General features: G+C 43.3%; 6 protein-coding genes and 1 riboswitch. Of the genes, 1 reads left to right on the top strand and 5 read right to left on the bottom strand.

The window, feature by feature from the left end:
• Positions 1-61 precede the first annotated feature (61 nt).
• Genes HXT26_RS01125 through HXT26_RS01115 form a run of 3 tightly spaced genes read right to left on the bottom strand, consistent with a single transcriptional unit; the run spans position 62 to position 9751 of the window.
• Positions 62-4279: an ATP-dependent DNA helicase gene (locus tag HXT26_RS01125; RefSeq protein WP_422112027.1), complete on the bottom strand. Its 4218-nt coding sequence runs from the start codon at positions 4277-4279 to the stop codon at positions 62-64.
• A gap of 2 nt (positions 4280-4281) precedes the next feature.
• Entirely contained in the window at positions 4282-8910 is a 4629-nt protein-coding gene (locus tag HXT26_RS01120) for a PD-(D/E)XK nuclease family protein (RefSeq protein ID WP_422112026.1), read from the bottom strand.
• A gap of 43 nt (positions 8911-8953) precedes the next feature.
• Positions 8954-9751, bottom strand: coding sequence for a hypothetical protein (locus tag HXT26_RS01115; RefSeq protein WP_415705974.1), 798 nt, complete (start codon positions 9749-9751; stop codon positions 8954-8956).
• Positions 9752-9946: 195 nt separating this feature from the next.
• Positions 9947-10058, top strand: a riboswitch (TPP riboswitch).
• On the opposite strand from HXT26_RS01115, the gene thiM reads away from it, so the two are divergent.
• A complete protein-coding gene (thiM, locus tag HXT26_RS01110; protein ID WP_004107252.1) occupies positions 10048-11625 on the top strand; it encodes a hydroxyethylthiazole kinase in 1578 nt (525 codons plus the stop codon). It overlaps the preceding riboswitch by 11 nt.
• Positions 11626-12198: 573 nt before the next feature.
• Here thiM and thiD read toward each other — a convergent pair.
• Both thiD and HXT26_RS01100 read right to left on the bottom strand, forming a co-directional pair.
• Positions 12199-13119, bottom strand: a complete 921-nt coding sequence (gene thiD / locus HXT26_RS01105) for a bifunctional hydroxymethylpyrimidine kinase/phosphomethylpyrimidine kinase (protein WP_050397244.1) — start codon at positions 13117-13119, stop codon at positions 12199-12201.
• Between the two features lie 192 nt (positions 13120-13311).
• Positions 13312-22932 carry a hypothetical protein gene (locus HXT26_RS01100; protein ID WP_422112025.1) on the bottom strand — a complete coding sequence of 3207 codons (9621 nt, stop codon included), beginning with the start codon at positions 22930-22932 and terminating at the stop codon, positions 13312-13314.

The following is a 22932-nucleotide window of genomic DNA, read 5'->3' as shown; positions in this document are numbered from 1 at the left end:
CGTTACAGCAAACAAAAATTGCAGCAAATAAATTGCGGCAAAATGATTGCAATAGCAACATTTATGCGTCATCATCATCGAGGGAGATTAACGTGTCAGAGTGTAACTCGGCAAGGATCTCATCTTTCGTTTTTTGCTCGGCATGAATTTCCCGTTCACATTCATCCGATATGTTCACATAATAAAGGGTGGCATCGATAGCATCAAGCGGAACCTTAGTCATAAGAGACAAAAGCAGACGATACCAGTCAAGCTGACCAAGTTTAAGCGCAATATCTTGTGGCTTGGTTGGTTTTCTACCGGTTTTCCAATCGACTATCGTGTACAATTTGCTTGGATCTTCTGGATTTAAACCACCTGCGAATATTGCGTCGATTTTGCCATTAATAATTTGATCGCCTAATTCTGGAACATGAGCTACAATCGGCTGCTCTGCTGCTATAGGACGGCGATGCGCCCATTTTGATGTTATTAAGCGCTGCTTCCATATCAACAATTTGCGCTCCGAAGATTTTGCATTTTGCGAAATATTCTCGCAAGTTCCAGCAACGTTCTCATCAACGTTCTCATCAACGTTCTCATCAACGTTCTCATCAACGCCATACTGAATAGAATTTTTATTCACACAACCAGTTTTTATAAACTGTTCAGCCCAGGCATGAAAACGAGTTCCCAAATCAGAAGCAGGCGAAGAAACACTAGGAATAGGGCGAATAATTGCCATCCATTCCTTTCGCAAACGCTTAGCATCCGCATCATCAAAATCTTCATTCGCGCGCGAATAATTATTACGAAACATAGCGCGCCTTTGCACAGCAGTCACATTGACATTTTCAACATTAGAAAGCTGCTCTGCTCTGTTTTTTAACTCTTGAATGTTGCAATACCAATCAATTTTCGGCATTAAATCCGCATCTTGTAGCAAAGCTTGAGCTTTGTAAAGCAAAGAATTATCTTTTGAAATACCAGAAACTCGATTACTAATTTTTGAATTTACAACGTCTTGCGCAGATTTTTGCAATACACTACGTATAGCTTCACTAGATGCACTCGGCCAAGATAATTGCTTCTTATTATCTTCAGTTGGAATAGAGCTTTCCTCGCTAAATAATTGCGCAAGTTGCGAAGCTGACTCCCCTACAACATAACCTACTTGATTTGAAGAATCTGAAACCTTAGCTGTGACCTGAACCGGAGATTCTTCAGATCCGCGCATTGAATCATACATTTCCTGCCAAAAAACAGAAGGTTTTTTAACTCTAGAAGTTGAAATATTTGAAGATTCATCTACAGAAGAAGCTGCACTATTGGCAGAATTTTCTTTATTCTCAACAATGCTCATAGCATTAGACTGGCTGCAAGTGAGCAATGCTGCGAATTTAGCACGCGTCAAAGCAACATACATAAGGTGACGCTCGTCAATGTGCAAAGCGCGCCCACGCTCCTCGACTTGCGAAAGAGGCAATGTGCCAGTTTTCATTACAGCGTCATACACTTTGCTAGCTTCTGAAGGAATCGCTTCTACTGGAGCCTGCTCATGCTCATGGAACTTTTCTGCCAAATCAAACATTTCTCTAGCTCTTGAACCATAAACTTCTGCGTCGATATCGTCTACAGTTAACATATTTTTCAAAGATTTTTGAGGTTCCATGCTAGTTTCAAGATCAACATCGTGAGGGAATCTTGGCAATATATTTGCATCCACTCTCATAGAAACAGGCACTTTTGCAGCAACTTCGAGCGTTGCGTATGCCCTTTCCCTGTACACGCCACTTTGTTGCGTTGCTATTACGCGCAAATTATCGCCTTGATTACTTGGGAACACGCCTTCATTAAGCCCAACTATCGCTACAGCAGGCCATTCCAAACCTTTCGATTGGTGAATAGTCATTAATACGACATCCGCAGGTTCATCCACTGAAGAAGGTTGATCGTTAATTTTGTCTATATTGAAAATCCAAGACATAAACCCATGCAAAGTAGGAGTTGTAAAATCGCTCATTTCTTGCAAATACGCGTCTGCTAGTAGACAAATAGAATCGACAGTAGAGTGCATATCGTCAAGAAGCGTTGCATTAGAGGAAGTATCATTCATAAGCGCACGAGATAGCGCAACGTCAATATCAACGTTAAGCGTTTCTACAGCAACGCGCATAATATCTTGCAAAGAGCCAGATTGAGCACGTTGTATTGCATGAATCATTTGCCCTATTCTTAACACTGCTACATAAGCTTTAGAGCTTAAATTATTTTTTAGCTCAGAAAGCAAATTATTGTCGTTTTTGTCGTTATTTTTTGCTTCTTCGCTTAGTTGAGTTTCGTATGCTTCAAGCAAAACATCCGCCACAAAAACTCCACCATGAATACTATTGGTTTGCGAAGCTTGAGATTGCTGTTCTCGAACAACTTGCGACCACTTAGAGCGAGGAGTTTCAGCGTCTACTAAACCTGCTTGCACTAAAGCACGAAAAACATATTCGATATTCTTTGATGTTGCAATATTAGCTATAGCAGCCAAATCATCAGTATTAAGCGCAAAACGAGGAGTTGCAAGCAATCTCATCAAAGCTTGAGTATTTGTGTGATCTGCAACAACAGAAAGAAGAGCTAAAACATCTCGAATTTCTGGTTTTTCAAGCAATGCAGAATACCCAACAGTAAGAGTGCGTAAACCTGCTTTTTGTAATGCTTCTTCATATAACGAAATATTATTTTTGCTACGGAAAAGAACTGCAACTCTAGCAGATGCAGAATTAGTATCGTCGTTTTCAGATAGCGCATTATGTTTTACATATTTTACAAAACGCACAACGGCTTCTACTTCTTGATATTGCGTAGGCATATTTAACACACTAAAAGTACCTTTTGGAGCATTATCTAAGTATTGCAAGTTTTTCACTTCTACTTCTGTAGCAAGTGAACTGCTATGACGAAGCGGAGGCACTCGCAAAGGTTTCGTAATAGAATTTGCAGCTTTTAATATAAGCTGCGAATTGCGTCGCGTTCTTGTAAGAGAAAACTCACTTGACTGGTCGATATTTAGTGCTTGCTCAAGCTTTCTGAAAGCTCCGGAACTAGCTCCTCTAAACGAGTAAATAGCTTGGAAGGGATCACCTACTGCAGCAATATGCGTTTGTTGAGTAGTCAAAAAGTCTTGATTTTCACTAGTTTTCGCAACAACGCTAGCTTCTTCAACACCGCTAGTTTTTTTATGAAACAGCGTTGCAATCAGCATTGCTTGAGTGGTAGAAGTATCTTGATATTCGTCAAGCAAAACTTGGCTGTATTGGCGGCGATACTGCTCTGCAATAGAAGGAAAATGCGTCACCAAACGGTATGCAGCAATAGTAAAGTCGCTAAATTGCGCCATATTTGCGCGCTGCTTTGCTGCGTCAAAAGCCAAAACTAATTCAAGTAATGCATTGCGCTTCTTAGCAGCTTCAAGCAAGTTATTACAAGATTCATAACACTTATTTTTTAATGTAATATTCAGGTATTCTACGTATTCTTTTCCGTAATTTTCGCACTTTTCGAAATATTTTTCATCCGAATCGTTTTTTCCGCGACGCAATTTAATAGAGCTAGGCTTTTTTGCAATTATTTCAGTAGTTTCAGCACAATCAATTGCTTTTTGCAAATGTTCAATCCAAGCGTTATTCCACTTTTGAATTTCTAGAACAGCTTTAGACGTGCTATCTATAGACTCTCCCCTGCTATTTATGCCAATCATCGAGCATGAAATATCTGCTGCGAGCGCAAGCACGTCGTCAATAAGCGCATCAAAACTATACCAAGACAGTATTTCCGCATGATTAGTAACATAATCGTTTACTAGCGGTTTTATTAATTCGCGCGCACCTGCATCGCTTAAAGGTTGCGTATTTTGATCAAATCCAACGAGCAAACCATATTGGCGCACAATTGACTGGAAAAAAGCATCGTATGTCATTACTTCTGGCTTCAAAAAGCCACTTGAAGATGCAGAATTTCCGTTATTAATGAGCTTATTTATTTCGCTACTATGCTGACTTACAGCTTGAGCAACTCTTGCAAGCAGCTCAGAAGCTGCTTTATTAGTAAAAGTCAACCCCAAAATACTTTCAGGAGCAACTCCGCGCTCAATAAGGTCGATAACGCGACGAGTCATCGTATACGTTTTGCCACTTCCAGCTCCTGCAACAATAATCATGTTCTTATTTGTTGGCGCTTGAATTGCTGCAGCTTGTTCCACGCTATCGGTGTTCTTGCGAGTAAATTGCTTATTTGTTTTATCAATCATAACTACAGCACCTCATATACAGTATCTATGCAACCTGCGCATGCTGGGCATACTTGTTTTCCATTGCAATACTTCAAGTGTTCAGAAGTTGGGTGCGCAATAATCTTATGCGAACGAGCTGCCGCAGCAGCATAGCAAACGCGCGAAATCATAGTAAGAGACCATTTTGCGCTTTGATTTAATGATGTAAACGACTGCCAAGCGTTTTCGCTTACATTTTCTGGACAATTCTTCGCAATATCGTCAAGCTGCGAATAATCTAACAATCTTGCCATATTTTTGAATCCAACTCGTAACTCAAGCGGATTATTATTTAAAGCATTTTTTACGCAAAGCGGCGGCTGATACACGTTTTCAGCAACGTTATGATCTTGAGCAGGATAATCGTTCTTAGCAACGTGAAATAGAACACTTCGTGAAATAATCGGCGCATTCGACGCATCAATAAGCGGATTCTCATCAGAAAAAAGTAAAGCAAGCTGATAGCAAACTAGCTGCAAATCGTTAAAAACTCCGCTTGCTGTTAAAGGTTTTCCTGTTTTGTAGTCCAGTAAACGAATATGCTCAGAACCATCTGAATTGATGCGCTTTTCCATGCGATCAATTCGACCGTGAATATGCACTTGCATATCTTCACTTGCGCCATCCGGCCATCCTCCAACTAAAGCACCCATCAATTCGTAGCAGTCATGCGTAGTAACGGTTTGCAAATTTGCATTCTTAAAAGTATTGTTCAATACGCGAGTAATATCATTAAATCCAAAATGCGCGCTTGTTTGCAATTCGCAATACGCTTGTTGCAATCTGCCTATGCTGCTTTCTAAAGATTTTTCGCTTTTTGTAAGAGATTCTAATATGCCGTTTTCTGACTTTTTTGAGTTAAGCGCATATGTTGATTGATCGTAAGAAGTAACAAAATATTGCGCAATTGCATGTAACGCACGTTTAATATTCTTCTCACGCGCAAGAGCCGAATAATGCTCCTTACTATCTCGAATATCTGCAAGTTCAGGCGCAATACTTAAGTAATAGTTTTCCATAAGATTTGCGATTGCGTTACTGCGGCGCACAAGCGGAGAGTAAGGCGAATAGTCGGCTGAATTATTCGTCGCTTCAGCCGCATTATTCGTCGCTTCAGTTTCATCAACTTCAGTTTCCGGCATATCGTAATGCTGATTTTCGCTTGCCCACCTTGCAGTTTCGTGAATTAGCGTGCCAAAATACGTTGCTGCGCTGCCGGGTTGAGGGCCTAAAAGCTGACGATTGACCAATCCACACACAGGACATGCCCACAAACTGTCTACAGCTGAAGGAGACAAGCTTACAACAGAGTTAGTTTTTTTAGCAGAGCTAGCTTTTTCATTGTATTTTTCATTATTTTTTTCATTATCTTTTCCAACAGAAGATTTCTCATCAACATAGTCATCGACATCGCTCATAAAATCCCACTCAAAAGGATCAGCGCAAAATACTCCATTTTCTTTAAGTAATTGCAACGTTTGAGCAGCGTCAATAATCGCATTTCTAGACTTACTATTCTCACTATCGGAACTACTTGCACTATCTGCACTACCTGCATTACCTACACTATTTCCAAACTCTTCTTTCATAGAAGAAGCACGCAAAATTTGCGAACGAGCAGCACACACTAATCCACGAACATCCATATCTAAACCGGCAAAAGGTGTAGTAAATTCCGTAAAAGGCGTGCGCGAATTTTCATTATTGTAGTATCTTTCAGGCAAATAATAATAAAGAAAGTCGCTTGGCACAGCACTATCGCTATATTGCGCGCTTATATACAAACGCTCTGTTGCGCGCGTAATAGCTAACAAAAAACTGCGCTGCTCCGAGGCAAAAACTGCAGATTTATCATTATTTGAAAGAAGTGACGCATTCACAGTCAATTTAGAAGCAGAAATCTTAGAATGCAAAATAATATTCGCTAAACTTTCTGCGCCAAACATAGTGCTACGAGAAGCAAGATTTGGCCACACACGTTGTTGCAAAGTAGGCATCCACACAAGATTCCAATGTTTTCCAACAGAACCAGCAGGAGTAGTAAGCGTTACAGCATCTGGGACAGGCGCTACTTTAGCAAGAGAATCAGCTTCAATTTCCATGCCACGAACTTGAGCTATAAAATCTGCAATACTTACAATATTTTCTTGTTTAAAAGTATCGTCAAACGTATTCATTGACGAGATATCAGAAGAAACATATGAAGAAACGTAATCAAAAAGACGCATTGCAGCATCCAAGCGATCGTTAGCTCGATAACCTTCCGAATTATGCTGTAAAGACATACGCTGCCAACGCTCAGCAACATGACAAATATTCCAAGCCTCACCAAGAGCGTATTGAGCACTACTCAAATCAGGATTATTGTGCATACGAGAAGCGAGAATTTGCACGTTTTTCCACAGTTTTACAAAAGATGCAACGTGCGGATTCCGAGGTGCCATATTCTGCAATATTTGCAACACTGTAGAATCTTTACGAACATTAGAATCATCATCTATAAAACGTGCAACATCTGCTACACAAAGCAAATAGCATGCATCAAGAGACAATGGCATAAGCTCATTTGAACTGCCATCAATACGACTATTATCAACCAAAATTTGAGATTCAAAGTACGCTTTGCTTTGCGCATTATGAAGCGAATTTTGCAACAAATCCCAGTTATGAACAAGATTTCGCAAAGGCGCATTAGATTCAAAGCTCTTGTTATTTTCACAATTTTTCTCAATTAAAACAGCCGAAAGAGAAGAAAGAGAACGCATAAGCGAATCTACAGAATATAACTTCGCAGGTATTTCAACGTCTAAATCACCGTAAAATCCAGAATCGCTCTTAGTAATCGAGGAAAGTGGACTATCCATAATATTCTGAACTCGCAAACGCACCCACGAAGCCAAATTTTGCAAACTTCTACCATGTTTTACTTGCTCAACAATTCCAGAAAAACCGTGCTGCGCAAATTGAGCAAGTTCAATAAGCGCAAATAAACCTTGCACAAACGGCTCATCTTTTAATGGGCGAGTTACTAACGAGTATCGCACAGGAACTCCAGAAGCGCGAAGCTGCTCGCCAAAAAGACGAACAGTGGAATTGTCGTGCGCAATTAACGCCATATCGCTCCACTTGCGCTTATTATTTACGTGAGATTGCTTCATTTGCCAAATAACAGCATCTAATTCCTCGCGCTGTGAACGATATAACGCTGTAAAAACAGTGTCATCTGAGTTTAGATGAGAATTTTGTGGGGTTTCTATAGGCTCAATCGGTAAGGACCCTACAAATTTTGGCATTTTCCAAGGGCGATTTGGGAGCGCAACATCTGTTTTATATTGCGAAGTAAGCGAAAGAGAAACGCGCGAAGCGAGTAATTCACGCATCGAAGGTGCTTGGGTATAATTTGCAAAAGTTGGATCTGCAGAATAATTTTTAGAAGAATCAGCAGAATCGTCGGAAGAATTTTCGCAAGAATCAGCAAAACCCGTATATTCTAAAGTTTGTTCAGCAGCATTCAACTCATCCAAAGCTGCAGAAATTGCATAATCCGGGTACGCTCCTCTAAACGATTGCACAGATTCATCCGGATTCGCAAGCAAAACTAAACGCGTGCCAATCTTCGACAAAGTCTCAATAAAACTCAAACCAGCCAAAGTAATATCTTGATAATCATCGACTACAAGAAGAGCCGGAATTTCAGAAGAGTTTACTAAACCATGCTCGCCTAATTCGCGCGCAGATTTTGCGCCCTCAACCAACAGTTGCGAAGCGTCAAGTCGGAAAGAAGATTTATAAGTGTCGGCAATTATTTTTCGATATTCAGCTCGCAAAGCAAACGCCAAACGCCATTGAGTTAATCTACGTTTAATAAGCACAGACGTTTGTAAAATATCACTATTATTGGCGTAAGATTGCTCGTCACTAAGAGCGCAAAGAACTGAATTTTCGCTTTCAAAATCGCTAATACCAAGCTCATCTAAACGAGCGAGCATATCGCGCAATTGATGCATAAAAGCGTTGTTAATATCGAAACTATCTGCCAAAAATTCTGGAGACGAAGAAGCTGCTTGAGCAGCCTGAGTTGTTGAAGGCGCGGAAGTGTTAGAAGTGGCGGAAGTATTAGAAACTGCGCAAGTTAATGGAATAACCCATTGAGACGTTTCAAAATAATCCTTAAAAAGCGCGCATATATTGCAATCACCATTATCTCCACACATAACATGCTCAATGTGTGCGCGCAAAACTTTACGAAGCAAAGAATCCTGCTCAGCACCATTTAGCAGCTTAGGCGAAGGCTCATTCTTTAACTTACAGCAAGCAGAAATGATATTAAAAGCTAAAGAAGCCAAAGTGCCAACTGGACGAGACTGCTTACTCACACCAATTTGACGAATAATAATATTGTCAATTTTTGAAGCAAGAACACGATTTTGCACAGCCATCGCAGTAACATTATGCGACCAACGCTTATAGCCGGAAATTGCTGCGCGCACAGCAAACTGCGTTTTACCAGTATTCGGCGCACCATACACAAGCAACGCATTAGTCACATTGCCAGAAGAATTGCGTAACGTACCGTCAAATAATGCTTGTAATGCAGTATCCTCACTCATACGCTTAATTCTAGCAATTAGGCAATAGTGGCGCGCAACAATACTATTCTTTTAATATTGCACGAGCGCGAGCATCCTTAAGCGCAAGAAATACACTGCCGACACCAATAAAAATAAGAGTAAACACAATTAACAAATACGCAACACCAACGCCCAAAGTAGTGGCATTAAAAGTTTGCGGTGCAAAGCCGAACCAGCCGGCAGGAGCGCCATAATTGAGGAAATTATAAGGCGCGCGCATTGCATGAACACCCCAACGAACACCAGCAAACTCGCTAAGCATAGCAGCATAAGCAACATAAGCAAGAGGCGGAACAGTAGAAACATACAAATGTGCGCGAGTAGAGCGGAAACGATAATCAAAAAGCACAAAATCAGCGATTGCAAGAAGCGGCGCAACTGCGTGAACGCAAAGGCTGCTGCATCCGTTATTCATGTAAGCGCCAACAAAACCAAGCTTATTGGTAGGTGCTAAGAAACACAGGTACAAAGTGAATGTGACAGCAATTGAGATGGTCATCATGAATTTGAAAATGTACCAAGCGTTGGATTTTGAGTCGAACCATGCGCAAGATGCTGCAGAATCTTGCTGTGCGGCGGAACATGCAGAATTACGAGCACGCATAAACGCAGCTGTATCAAGCAAAAGCGATCCAGCAAGAGCTACGCAAATCATAAGGTTAGAAAGATTCGTAAAATAAGTGAAGGTCATCAAGCCTTCCCACGAAGCAGTCATACCATAAACAGATGCGATGATTGCAATCGCGCGTATTGCTGTGCGTGTCGCGTATTCGCGCGCTGTGAGCGGAGTCTTTTGTTCTAGCATGGAATCGTTTGCCATGTTATCTCGCTTTCGTAACTTCTATAATCTACTTTTTATTTACTATATTTATGTTTACACAGTTGAAAGCAAAAATATGTAGAAGAAGTTGCAAAAATGCGGCGCGATTTTTGTAGATTCCTGCAAGTGCTGCGAAACAAGCAAAATGAGACACTAACGCAAAAGAGCGTAAGTCATGAACAAAAGATATAGTCGAAGGATGGTTCGGAGTGCGCAATTGCAACAAATTGTGAAGTCAAGCGCTGAGATTACATCCGTAAAACCTGATCTAGATAGTGCTAGCGAAGGGAAACATTATGACAACATGCAACACTGAAAAAACAAATACCTGCAACGAAGCAAACGAATACTGCACAAGCTCAACAACGCAAGTCGACACATGCTTCTCTGTACGCGCACGCCGACGTATGTTCCTTAACGACGTGCGTCAATGCATCGAACGTGTGCGCACACAGCAGCCACTCACCCATTGCATCACGAACGTAATCGTGCAAGACATTACAGCCAACGCACTGCTCGCTGCAGGAGCATCGCCAATTATGGTAACCGATCCAGAAGAAGCGCATGCACTTGCGCAAATTGCCACAGGCGTGCTCATAAACGTTGGCACATTCCATCAGCCAGAAACTTCCGAATACATGCGCGCAGCTGTTGAAGGATGCGAAAAAGCTGATACTCCGTGGGTGCTTGACCCGGTTGGAATCGGCGTTCCAGCACTTGCACCTCGCGCGCGCTTTGTACACGAAATTATTAAGCACCACCCTACTGTAATTCGTGCAAACGCTTCCGAAATAATGGCACTTGCAGGCAAAGAAAGCAACGGAAAAGGCGTAGATTCTCACGATAACGTAAACGACGCGCTTCAAGCTGCTCGCGAATTAGCTAAAAAATACGGATCCGTAGTGGCAATTTCCGGAGAAAAAGACGCGATTTACGCTCACGGATGTTTAGCTCGCGTAACAGGTGGCCACAAAGCTATGACTAAGGTAGTTGGAACAGGTTGCGCTTTGGGAGCGTTAGTTGCAGCATACGTTGGCGCAAACCCGGAACGTCCGCTCGCAGCAACTGTTGCAGCGCACGTGCACGCAGCAGCGGCTGGAACTTGGGCAGCTCGCCAAACCACAGCTCCAGGCACTTTCCGCACACTGTGGATGGATGCGCTTTCAACTCTTAGCGTAAATGATATGTTTAGTTTGACAAATATTGAGTTTACGGTGGAGCCTGTTGATTGGACACTGTATTTGGTAACGGATCCGCGCATGGGAAATCGCCCGGAAGAAGAAGTTGCAGTAGAGTCAGTTGAAGGCGGAGTTACAGTTGTGCAATTGCGCGATAAGTATTCCAATGACGCTGAAATTTCGGCCAAGGCGAAGAAGTTGCGTCACGCGCTTATTGATTCCGGACACGGCGATGTGCCTGTGTTTATTGACGATCATGTTGATTGCGCAGCTCATCTTGGTTTCAACTTGCACGTTGGGCAAAAGGATACGCCGTTTGTTGAGGCACGAAAGGCGATGCCAGCAGAGTGGATGGTTGGGCTTTCTTGCGCTCGACCGGATTTGATGGAGAAAGCTTACCGCGAGTGCAAAGAAAACGACGTTCCGCTGCCGGATGTGATTGGCATTGGTGCAGCTTTTGAAACGCATACGAAAGCGCACGACGTGCCTCCACTGGGAGTTGAAGGCGTAAACGAAGTTGCGAAAGTTGCGCACTCTATGGGCGTAAAAACGTTGGCAATTGGCGGAATTCACGAGAACACAGTGTTCCCTATTCGCGGTCTTGAGCTTGACGGAGTTTGCACAGTGTCGGCGCTTATGTGCGCTGAGGATGCTGGGAAAGTTGCGCGCGAGCTTAAAAGCGTGATTACTGAGTAAAACTGACGTTCCGAGTTGCCTTCGCGCGCTACCCTCCAAACACGGGCGCGATGATCTGCTTGAGCGCAGCATTGCGCGCGCGAAAGCAACTCATAGCGCCGAGCTTGCTCAAGGTTGAAAGCACAGTGTGCTTTCAACGCAAGCGAGGTAGTGAACGCGTTTTTCATGTGAACGTTCCTTCAGTCGCTCTATTCTTAAGCGTTATTAACAATACGCTCGCGTTTTATTACGCTCGCTCGCGAAACTCGCGTTGGAAGTCCACTGGACTTCCAACTTAAGCGAGTTTCCGCATTGAAGTGCCTTCGCGCGCGCTTTGACCGAGCTTGAAATCAATGGGATTTCAAGCTCGGTCAAAGCGTGATTTGGCTCAAGTGTGAAGCACAGTGTGCTTCACATGCCAAATCAGCCGAACGGCTACCAAATAGCCGTGAGGAACAAGCGCTCCGGCAAGTCAATGCGCACGTTTGGAGCAAAACACAGCTAAAAACCCTCCAAACGCGAGGGAGTTTACTCGCAATTGGAGTAGATGTTGACGTTAAATCCTCCAAACACGAGACAAATGCTCGCGCGCACTCACGCAGTTTGCTGAAGGATACGCACGGAGTGGTTTACCGGCCCGTGACCGCGCTCGCCTCCGCACCCAACATGCAACACACTTCCGGCAGCAATCGCCTCTCGAAGCCACGCTGTTGACCATTCAAGCGCGCGAAGTACAGTATCATAATTGCTCAAATTCTTTCCCTCGCGCAAAGCAAGCCCAATTTTCGTAGCAAGCGCAGAAGAAAGCGAGCATCCAGTTCCGTGAGTTGTGCTTGTTTCAACTCGTTCGCTTGGTACGTGTCTTGCGTCACCGTCCGGAAAAACCGCAGTATTTCCAACGTCTTCGCCAGTTAAGTGCCCGCCTTTTACGATTACAACAACGCTATTTTTTGCAGCCAACTCGCGCGCCTGATTGCAAGCTTCCTCAAAATTTTCCGCAACGCTCGACTCGCTCAAAGCAGCCAACTCCGGCACGTTTGGCGTCACGACATCAACGCAACTTATAAAGTTCCGCATCGCATTTTCAGCACTCGCCTCAAGCAAGCGTTTTCCGGAAGTCGATATCATCACCGGGTCAAGCACGCTTATAGGAACCGGATTATCACACATCCAGTCTCGCATTGCTTCAATGTATTCTGCACAGCCAAGCATACCGATTTTTAGCGCGTCAACTGTAACGTCGTCGTACACGCATGAAAGTTGAGTGCGGAAAAAGCTGACCGGCGGCGTAAACACTTCGCGCACTTCGCACGTGTTTTGCGCAACCAAATTAGTCGGTATACACATACCATAGCCGCCTGCAGCCATGATTGATTTGAGATCTGCCTGTATTCCGGCTCCACCTGTTGGGTCTGTGCCAGCCACGCTTAAAACGCGCGGAATGACTGGTTCTGATTGATTCGAAAGCAATTGCGTATATTGCGAGTCGTGTTGCCTACGTGATACTTGCGTCATACTTTTATTATATGCGCGCATTGACTTGCCGGAGCGCTTGTTCCTCACGGCTATTTGGTAGCCGTTCGGCTGATTTGGCATGTGAAGCACAGTGTGCTTCACATTTGAGCCAAATCACGCTTTGACCGAGCTTGAAATCAATGGGATTTCAAGCTCAGTAAAAGCGCCTGCTTACGCATCACAACCTACGCATCACAACCGAGGCCACTTGAGCTTTAGCTTGAGCTTGAACAGCTTTCCGCTTCGAAGCGCCTCAGCCGAAGCATCGCAGTGCTTGCTGTCGGTAAGAGCGCCGAATCCGTTGCCGCTAAGCACCGAGCTGAGCCATCCGCGCCTTCCGAACGCACCGGATGCCAAGAACAGCGCCAACAGTACGCCGAACATGAAGCTGAACCATATTGCAGCCTGACCGCCGCTATAAGGCAGTGCAACCGGACGCACCAAGTATCCGAAGCTAAAGTATCCGACTAAGTGACCTACGTTATTGTTGTCACCAAAGCCGTCGCTCTCATTGCTGGACTTATCTTTTGCACGTCCGTACAAAGCGTATTCAACTCCGTTGCCGTCAGTTTTTAGCCGCTTGAACGCATTAGCATCTACGGAACCATCTTTGCCCATTATTGACTTGCAAGTGCCAAAATCAGTTGCGCCGCCAGCCTTATTGACTTTGCATGCAACTAGGCTAAGGTTGCTGAGATCACCGAAACGATCGTAGTCGTCGTGAACATCCGCAAACAGAGTCTTTCCGCTCTCCTTGCTTTGCGACTTCGAAACTTTTCCGTCCGCGTATTCCACAGGATTACCCTTAACTGTGAGCTTAGAGTAGTCCTCTTCTTTCATTGTTACAACGTAAGGATTATTAGCATTCGTGTGCCCACTTAGAAGCGATCCTCTAGTTGCTGCAACGGTCGGCTTCTCATTATCTACAGGAATCAGATACACAGGCATTACGAATTCGTGATTGGCATCGTTATCCCAGCCGCCAGCTTTACCTCGCGTTGTATGAGTATCGCCAACCCAGCTATCGCCATATGTCATAATAACCGACAAACGATTATCTGGCTTTTCGAAAATCTTATGACTAATTAAGCTCTTATCAATCGCACCAGACCTACCCCATGCGCCAACACCATCAAAGTCGGTAAGCGAAAGACCAGTATTACTACTCTCAGACGTTACGCCAGAGCTATTAGGAATACGATATCCACCGCCGGCACCGCCCTTTGAAATCATATCTATGACGTTTACATACCAAGTTTCTTTAGCAGCAGCACCATTGTCGTTATCAGAACCATTATCAGCGCCATTAGCACCAGACCTATGGTCTTCAGACGGATTATACGTATAGAAGTGTGTACCCCCATTAAAGCTGAAGCCGTTTCGACCATGCTCGCCATCAACCTTATCGCTACCTCTTACTTCTGGCAGCAAGGATGGCTGGCAATCATCAAACGCCCATTCGCTTCCATCAACATACGTTCCACACTCGTTTGCTGGGTGCAAACTACTGTTACGCTTAAGTTTCAACGCAGATTGCAAATCATTAAGCGTAAAGTTGCGCTTAGTTGAAGCATTATACAGATACAGAAGAGACTTCTTATCTTTCGAAAGAACAAATCCTGGATCATACGGACGCCCAGCTACGCGCAGAGCCTTACTATTATCCTTAGTCTCTTCGAAGCTAGTAGGCGCATCAGCTAAGTAGTCTGCAGCATAATCGTTACCGCCAGTTGTGTTATCATGACCACTCTCTGCGCGCAATCGCACAAATCGCGTAATCTTATTTTCTCGAGGATTTGGCACAAGCACGCGGCTTCTCCAGCCTCGAGTCATAACAGCCACGTCTTGTATATTTCCTACTTTGCGGTCACCATAATTAGGCGGATTCAAAGGCTTATGGTCATCGTCCATAGCACTATAGTCATACTTCCTAAAAGTCACCATCGTTCTACCAGGCTCCAGCCTTGGATCCTCATCCGTAACGATTTCACTATCGTTTGGAAGCCAAATTCCCTTCTCTGGTTTTCCAGCAAAGTTGTTTTCGCTGTGCAAATCCATTCGTATTGCGCGCTCTTCGTGACCACTTAGAAGCATTGGGTGTATTTGCACTATTTGACGCTTCATAGTAACACCGAAGTACACGCAGTCGGACGGCTTCTTCAAACCAGACCAGTTGTCTGCGCTCCAGTAATCCGGACGGCATACTTCACTAGGCTTTTCTTTTGCGTAAGCCATTGGCAGCACGTCAAGAGTATCTTCTGAACTAGCGTCGTCTCTGTTAGAGTTTTTACCTTTTGCAGCGCGGCTTTTTGCGTTTCTACCTTTTGCAGAACGCGTATTTCCGCCGCCTCTTGCAGTCTTATCTCTGTCTCTATTAAGCGATTCATCGGAAAGATCTTCAGGGCTTCTAACACCAGGCATATACGTCCATGGTCCAACTTCAAGACGGCTGCGTGCTCGAACCACGCTTCCTGGAGCTAAGAAACCGCTAGGGAATGTTATAACAGCATTACCCTTATCGTCGTGAGTAAGCGTTACTTCATTCGGCTTAGAAGTGCCAGCGCATACACTCCACGATTTATTCCAACACACGGAAATTGTTTTACCAATACTGGTTTCCAAGTTAGTCTCATTTGAGTTTGCAGCAGAGCCAGCAGAACCATTAATAGCAACAGGTTTCTCAAGCTCTGAAGCAGGATGATAGTAAACTACCATTCTTTTAGCTCCATAGCCTGATTTAACTACAACTTTATAATCGCGGTTTTGTGAAGAACCATCTTTGCTAAGCCAGCTATCGTACTTTGCAAATTCACCGCTATTACCATCGTACGCAACAACAGATGGTTTCACCATGTCTGTCCACGTTGTCTTAAAGCATCCAACAATAGTTTTGTCACTTTGCTTTCCAGCACTATCCGTAGTTTCAGCATACATTGTAAATACAGTTTGCTTATCCGTACTTGGATTTTCCAAATCTGTGCTCCTGTATTTTTCAACAAACCTTCTAAGCAAATGTTTATTTGTAACGCCGTTACTAACAAATTTCACCATCGGACTAGAAGTTTTACCACTAGAATCCTGAATATTATTCGCTTGAATATACACATTCAGATTATTAACCAGCACTTTACTGTTCACACTATTCGGATACAAAGTAACGTATTTCTTATTAAATGCACTGCCTTGCACCCACTGGCGATCGCCTTTGCCTGGTTCGTACTCATTGAAATCATCGTCTAGCTTTAATGACGAAGGCAAATTAATCGTAGCATTATCGGCTTCATACCAAGCTTTCGTACCTTTTTCATAAATTTTCTTATCAAGAGTAATAACATCATCCTCAACCAGATTACAACTATTGGTATTGCCACTAATCATGCATTTTCCGTGAATATCCCACGGCTTACCGTCCCACTCCTGATAACTCTTCGCACTAATCGTCGGTTTCTCATTATCAACCGGCATAAACCACACGTTTATTACGTTCGTTGTGTTATCTGGCGTCTTACCAGGCTCACGAAGCAGAAGATCGTTCGTAACATTACCATTATTCACATAAAGTTGCGCATGCATGAACGGCCTGTTATTTGCGTATCCAACAGCCTTTGAAGTACCTTCACCGTACGCGTCGTAGTCGTTTATAGTGTCAACATCAATATTCTTAGTTATAATGTCACCAATATTTTCGCCATCTGCTTGACCGTTCAGATCTTCACCGCCAGGCATAAGGAAGTCTTTGTGAATAGCATATTCACTAACATACTTATCTTCACCAGCATGTTGACTACTCTTATTTTCAATAAGCCTATCTGTAATATGTACTTCACTTCCGTTCTTCATATTTACAGAAGCATCGTAAGAGAATGAAGAACGATCCATAATAAATTCATTAGGCGTATACTTAACTAAATTAAGCTTATTTCGCCACTGGCACTTACCTTTTTGCGCAACACCTTTATTAGCCTTAAGAGACGCGGCACATGTACTGTCTTTCACAGCGTAACTTAAGCCACCTTTGACAACCATAGGGTATTCGCCACCCCATGCGTCAAATTGCTTATTATCCGCCGCGCTCATAGGAGTTAGCGAAGGCTGCGGCTTACTTTCCTCTTGCGCATTGATGTTCGGCGTACCTTTTACAAGCTTTAGCACATCCTGAAGGTTTAACGCCTTAGCATTGCCCTTGCGGTATGAGTTTATGTTCCACTTGTAAACAAAGTATTGCGTGCCAAACTTTTGATTTCCATGCAAGCCGTTTTGCGGGCCGTCAAATCCAGGGTCATCTCGCCCGTCAACACTTTTCTTGTTGTTATTTACTAATCCCCACGTATAGTCCTTACGCATATCAACGAAGCGCGTCACCTTATGCTCAACCGGGTTAAGCGTAGTCTCGTCATCAGCTTCCAACTTTTTGAAAGAAAGCTTCTTTATAGCGTACAGCATTTCGCTAAGTTTATGATTATCGTCTAGCTCGCCAATACCAGTAACGCCATCTAAGCACAGCTTCCACTGCTGGTCCTTCGTACTCTCGCATGAGTATTGAGGCTTATTTTCACCATAAGCATACTTTGCTTGAGTAGTTTTCGGATTAAAGCCATTATCGTATTGGTCATAAGTATCGTACTTATTTTCACCTTTAACGCCAATTTCTTCCTTACGGTAGCCGAAAATTCGCTCGTTTCGCTTATCGTGCCTCATCCAAGAAAGCATTGCAACGATTTCGTTATTATTAAGCTCAAACGGGTTCACTTGTACTAAGCCGTTTGGCCACACAATATCGAGCGGAAGCGGGTCTGACTCTTCGCGATCCTGAAGATTGCCTGGATCCATAAGCTTCCAAAGTTTATCCTGACGCCAATCTGGATTATTTTCCGGCACAGAGTAAGTGTCTACGTAAATTCTTGAACCAATTTCCGCAAAGTATTCCGGAATCGTAATATTTCCAGTTACAGGATCAAAAGTTATTTCACACCTGTCGTCGCCGTTAGCAGTGCAGCCCTTGATATGGTCTCCAAGATTTGCTGTAATAATGCGCTTACTAAATTCTTCACGCCATTGATCGTTAGATTTCGTAGTAGAACGATCTTCTCCTTCAGCACTGCGATCCTGACCATTAGAATCTTTCGACTCAGCGTCTTTGGAGTCTTTAGCGTCTTTGCTTGCGTTACCATTTTCTTCGGTATTAGCAGCATCACTCTGATTACTACCGTTACTTACTTCAGTATTATTTACTTCAGACTTTTGCGTATTTTCTTTATTAGAAGAATCACCTTCGTTTAGCACTGCAAGCTTTACGCTTCCGCGCTTTCCAGGAACATTACGCTTCTTAGCATTCTTCTTAGAACTCTTTTTAGCAAATTTCTTAGCATTCTTCTTAGCATTCTTCTTAGCAGATTTAGTAATCTTCAAAGAAGCAGGCTTGTTGTTAGTTTGAGGCTTATTAGCCTGCTGCTGCTTATTCTGCTGCTCCTGCTGCTTATTTTCTGACTTCTGCGATTTCTGCGACTGCTCCTGCTGACCCTGCTGATTTTGGGTAGAGTTCTCCCCAGGTTTGGCATTATCAGTTTTTTCGTTATCAGCTTTAGCCTTGTTGTCAGCATTCTTGTTATCGGCAGATTTTCCGTCAGCATTCTTGCCGTTAGCTTTAGCCTTTTCGTCAGCCGCATCTCTGTCCTCTGAAGAAGACCTGTCCTCTGAAGCAGACCTATCTTCAGCAGACCTATACCCATTCGGGCTAGCAGCATCATTATTGTGGTTATACGTATTAACCTGATGCCAATAATCAGTCTTCCTATTACCATCTCGCTGAATAACAATGCCGTAACAACTGCCATCCGAAGGGCACATACTATCATAATTATGATCCTTCTTAGGAGCTTCCTTACCGCGCGCCCAAATGCGTACCATAATCGAACGCACGCGCTTATCTTCATCCCAAGGATTTACGCGCCCAACATAATGTCCATTCGGCTTCTTATCCCACCAAACGTTTGGCAAACCATAGCCAGGAGATACAATAATCAGCTTAATTTTCTTTATTACGGAATTACCTGCAGCATCCCAACCGTGGAATATCAAATCATGCACACCGCGATTTCTATTTTGATCGCCAACTTGTACTGTAGGAGAACCATCATCTTTAGAATTACCGCTGTTAATAACCCATCCAACTTGATCCGTCGGACTATCAGATTCACCACTTTTATGAATGAATTGATCGTAGCTTATAGTAGTAAAATCACCGCAACCGCGATTATCGCAATCATTCTTCTTTTCACGAGTAGTCGTAATCATATCGAAATCATTGCGCACAACGACTTTTTTACCATCAAAGAATCTCTTATTTTTATCGTTAGTAAAGTAGTCGGTAGCTTCCTTCGGCTTTACGCCAAGCAAAATCCTCTTGTCGTCATGACCTTTAACCCAGAACTTAATTTTGCTATTAACAGGAATCTTCAAACCATCAGCTGGAACATCAACAGGAGTTGCGTTATTCACACTCACTTTTACATCCAACGTTGGCTTCTCGTAATCAACATACGGGAATACAACAGGTATAACAGTAGTCGAATTATCCCAGAAAGTAATCTTTACGTACTTTACAAACACATAATTTGGCAAAACTTTAGGATTCTTGCCATCCTGCAACTGAGCACTATACTTGTTGCGCATCCAGTTTCTGTAAAGACGGTTGATTTTAGCCAAAACTTTGTTCTGCAAGTCTTGCTTTACAGGTTCGCCAGGCTTCAACTCCTTACCATCATCACCCGTCTTAGGAGCGTTACTTACAAACCAAACATTACGCTTAGTAGCATTTTGCGCTTTAGGCCAGCATTCAGGCATGCTGTCTTCACGATCCTCACCAAGAGCTGCACGGTCGTTGTTTGCAGCAGAAGCATCGTCACTATCTACGGATCTAAACGAAACAGAAGACCTAGACTTACCGTTAATTTTATCCTTGTATTCGTCAAGAATCTTAGAATGGCCGCAAGGATTTACAACGCTAACAATAGGCACTTTAGCAGCAATACTTAAATCAGCATCCTGAAGAGTATTCGAGCGAGGCTCATCACCCCACTTATCCGTCCACTCAGCTTTATAAACAGCAAGATTCTTAAGAGGAGTATTAGAATCGCCATCCGGATCAGTACTCAAATAGCCAGCATCAAACGGATAAGGGTTTGTCCTGGAACCCTTCTTCTGTTTTATTGAACCATACCTATTCCTTGAACCATACTCATCCTTATTAACAGGCGGGAACAAGTTAGGGTCGAAAGCCATTACCTGCTTATACAAGTCAGAACGTTTGCCAACAAAATTCACAAACCCAGCATTATTATCAAGCTTATCAATAATAAGAGGATTAGGAAGCGGCTGATCGTAAGAATAATACTTAGGAGTCTTGTTATTTTCGTCATATTCCTCAGTTTGCAAAGGCTTAAACACGTCTGCTTGCGTAATAACCCTATACCACAAATCCTGAGTTTCGCTCATGTGATACGTTCTATCGTTATATCTAAGCTCAAGCTTATGCCTACCAGGCTCTGAATCCTTCGTATTATGGTCATTCATACCAGGATTACGGAACCACTGATTGCCTCGGGCATAACCGTTATTCGCAGAATAATAATCAGGCAATAAGCGTATATCTTGATTCTCGTTCATAAGACTTGAAGATCCCAAAGGCTTATTGACTATTCCAAGTAACACACTAGAGAATGAAATATGCCTGAGTTCAAGAAAATTACCGTTGTCACTGTTGTACGGTCCTAAACCAGTACCCTTAAGGAAGTGGTATCTAGGAGCCTGAATATCTATGATTCGCGGCGCACCATACCATTGCTGATGCATTACAGTGTACATGTAGTAGTTAGCGTCACGTCCAAAATTAGTCATGGAATATTTACTGGCTTTAGTAACACCAAACGGGTCAGTAGCACCATAAAAACCTCTGCTTTGTTTCTTACCGTAGTAAGATCCTGCAGCGTAGAAGAATGAAAAGTTTTCGCAACCCGTGCCATCACTCACGTTATTAGAAGAGCAATATGAGTCGTTTTTATTCGTAGAAGTTGTAGTAGTGAAGTGAATCTTATACGTATAAGCAATCTCGCCGGACTTAATTTTATTCACAAAACTAAATACGCGCTGCGTGTCACCTTTTATAGATCTATAAAGATTTTGCACGAGAGCAATATAAGCAGGACTATAGCCTCTGCTATAGCTTCCTTCGACTTTAGGAACAACTTTAAGATCGCCTTCATCCAAAGCACCATAGCTACTGGAATTAATGCAGTCCAAACCTGTGCCATCACGGCACCAACCAATAGCGTCAGAACTACTCAAATCCTCAGTTGTTACAGCCTCCGGAAGAATCCTAGAATAATTGCCATTCTTACTGTCGTCAGTGCCGCGCATCTTATTCCAAGCTGCAACTAAATCGTCTCCAGAATCAAAATCGTTACCGTCAGTTTTAATGCTGCATAAACCGTTAGGATTATCCCACGAGAATGAGCAGGTTTCGCGAGGAGGATTATTGTTGCCTTGCTTCTTCTTATACAAAGCAGTAGCTTCCCTGCCGCTGTAAAGAACACGCTGAATATACTGCCTTCCGCCTTCGCTACCCTTGTCTAGAATCTGACCTTTTGGAATCGTAAAGTAATCAAGAGCAGCACCAGCGCCTTGAGTACGGCCGCCAGCGTTAAAAATAACATCCCACACGAAGCCGCCGCCGGAAAGCTTAGGAGTACGCTTTACAAACACGAAATCTGCAGTGTCATCTATAGGCAAGTTAATTCTGTCGACGCCAGAACCCTTATGGTTAAAAGCCATGTTGCGTAAACGGCCCATAATAAAAGTACCCTTAGGGTATGGAGTGAAGTAAGTTGCGCCGTAATGATCCGTGCCGGAAGGATCTTCAGGCACAGAACCGTTCTCGTAGTGGCCGCGAGGCCTCGTTGCTGCACTAGCAAATGTGTCACTAGATTCCAAGCTGTATCCAAGACTATTAACATCCAAATCGTGACCGTTCGTAGCGCGCAAACCAGCGCCGTCGCCGTCAGTAGTAATGCATGCGCCGCGAGCGTAATCCTTGTTGCACCCAGGTCGATACTCTTCGTAAGATTCACGAGCTGAATAATTAGAATCGCGGCTTTGCGCTTTTGCTTTTTCTTCTTCTACAGCACGATCAAAAAGCGACGATCTTGATTGGGAGCTGAACGGAGAAGCAAACGGCATACTTGTGCCGGAGCCTGAGTAAGAGTCAAAAGATCGAGAGAATGGATTTCTTGGATCCATAAATCCTTGTGAATTGCCAAAACTTTGGGATGCAGAAGACTGAGAGGAAGAAGAATCTTGGTAGGAAGATAAGTCTGTGCCTGTGGATTCAGATGAGTCTGGATTAGAATCTGGATTACTGAAATCAGACTTTAGATCAGTTTTAGGATCAGACTTTGCGGAATTATTAGCGGAATTACTTGCAGAATTATTATTACTATCCAAAGCAACTGCTGTTTCAGCACTCAAGCAAACAGGCAGCAACATTGCTACCGAAAGAAAACACACAAGAACAGTTTTAAGAGCGCTGGCAAAAGAGCTGCTGAACACACGATATGCAGAAACAGACTCGCGTTTAGATGAACGTTTAGTTGAAAGTTCAAGCACACAATTAGCTATACGATTAGCCAAACGCTTAGTCACACTTTTAGCCACACGGCACATATGCTGAGTCGCACGTTTAGCTACACGAGTTGCACATTGAGTCAATTGACCTATGCGAACAAGAACGTTTAGCATAATCGTCCAAATACTCTTCAT

The organism is Gardnerella sp. DNF00497B, assembly GCF_049262725.1.
GTDB classification, from domain to species: Bacteria; Actinomycetota; Actinomycetes; order Actinomycetales; family Bifidobacteriaceae; genus Bifidobacterium; species Bifidobacterium leopoldii.
The sequence above is the reverse complement of the archived record's forward strand: the minus strand, read 5'-3'. Positions and strand labels throughout refer to the sequence as shown.

What these genes read in the sequence shown, in the direction of transcription:
- thiD (WP_050397244.1), bottom strand. Translation starts at nt 13,119, where the DNA reads ATGACGCAAGTATCACGTAGGCAACACGACTCGCAATATACGCAATTG.
- HXT26_RS01125 (WP_422112027.1), bottom strand. Translation starts at nt 4,279, where the DNA reads ATGATTGATAAAACAAATAAGCAATTTACTCGCAAGAACACCGATAGC.
- thiM (WP_004107252.1), top strand. Translation starts at nt 10,048, where the DNA reads ATGACAACATGCAACACTGAAAAAACAAATACCTGCAACGAAGCAAAC.
- HXT26_RS01120 (WP_422112026.1), bottom strand. Translation starts at nt 8,910, where the DNA reads ATGAGTGAGGATACTGCATTACAAGCATTATTTGACGGTACGTTACGC.
- HXT26_RS01100 (WP_422112025.1), bottom strand. Translation starts at nt 22,932, where the DNA reads ATGAAGAGTATTTGGACGATTATGCTAAACGTTCTTGTTCGCATAGGT.
- HXT26_RS01115 (WP_415705974.1), bottom strand. Translation starts at nt 9,751, where the DNA reads ATGGCAAACGATTCCATGCTAGAACAAAAGACTCCGCTCACAGCGCGC.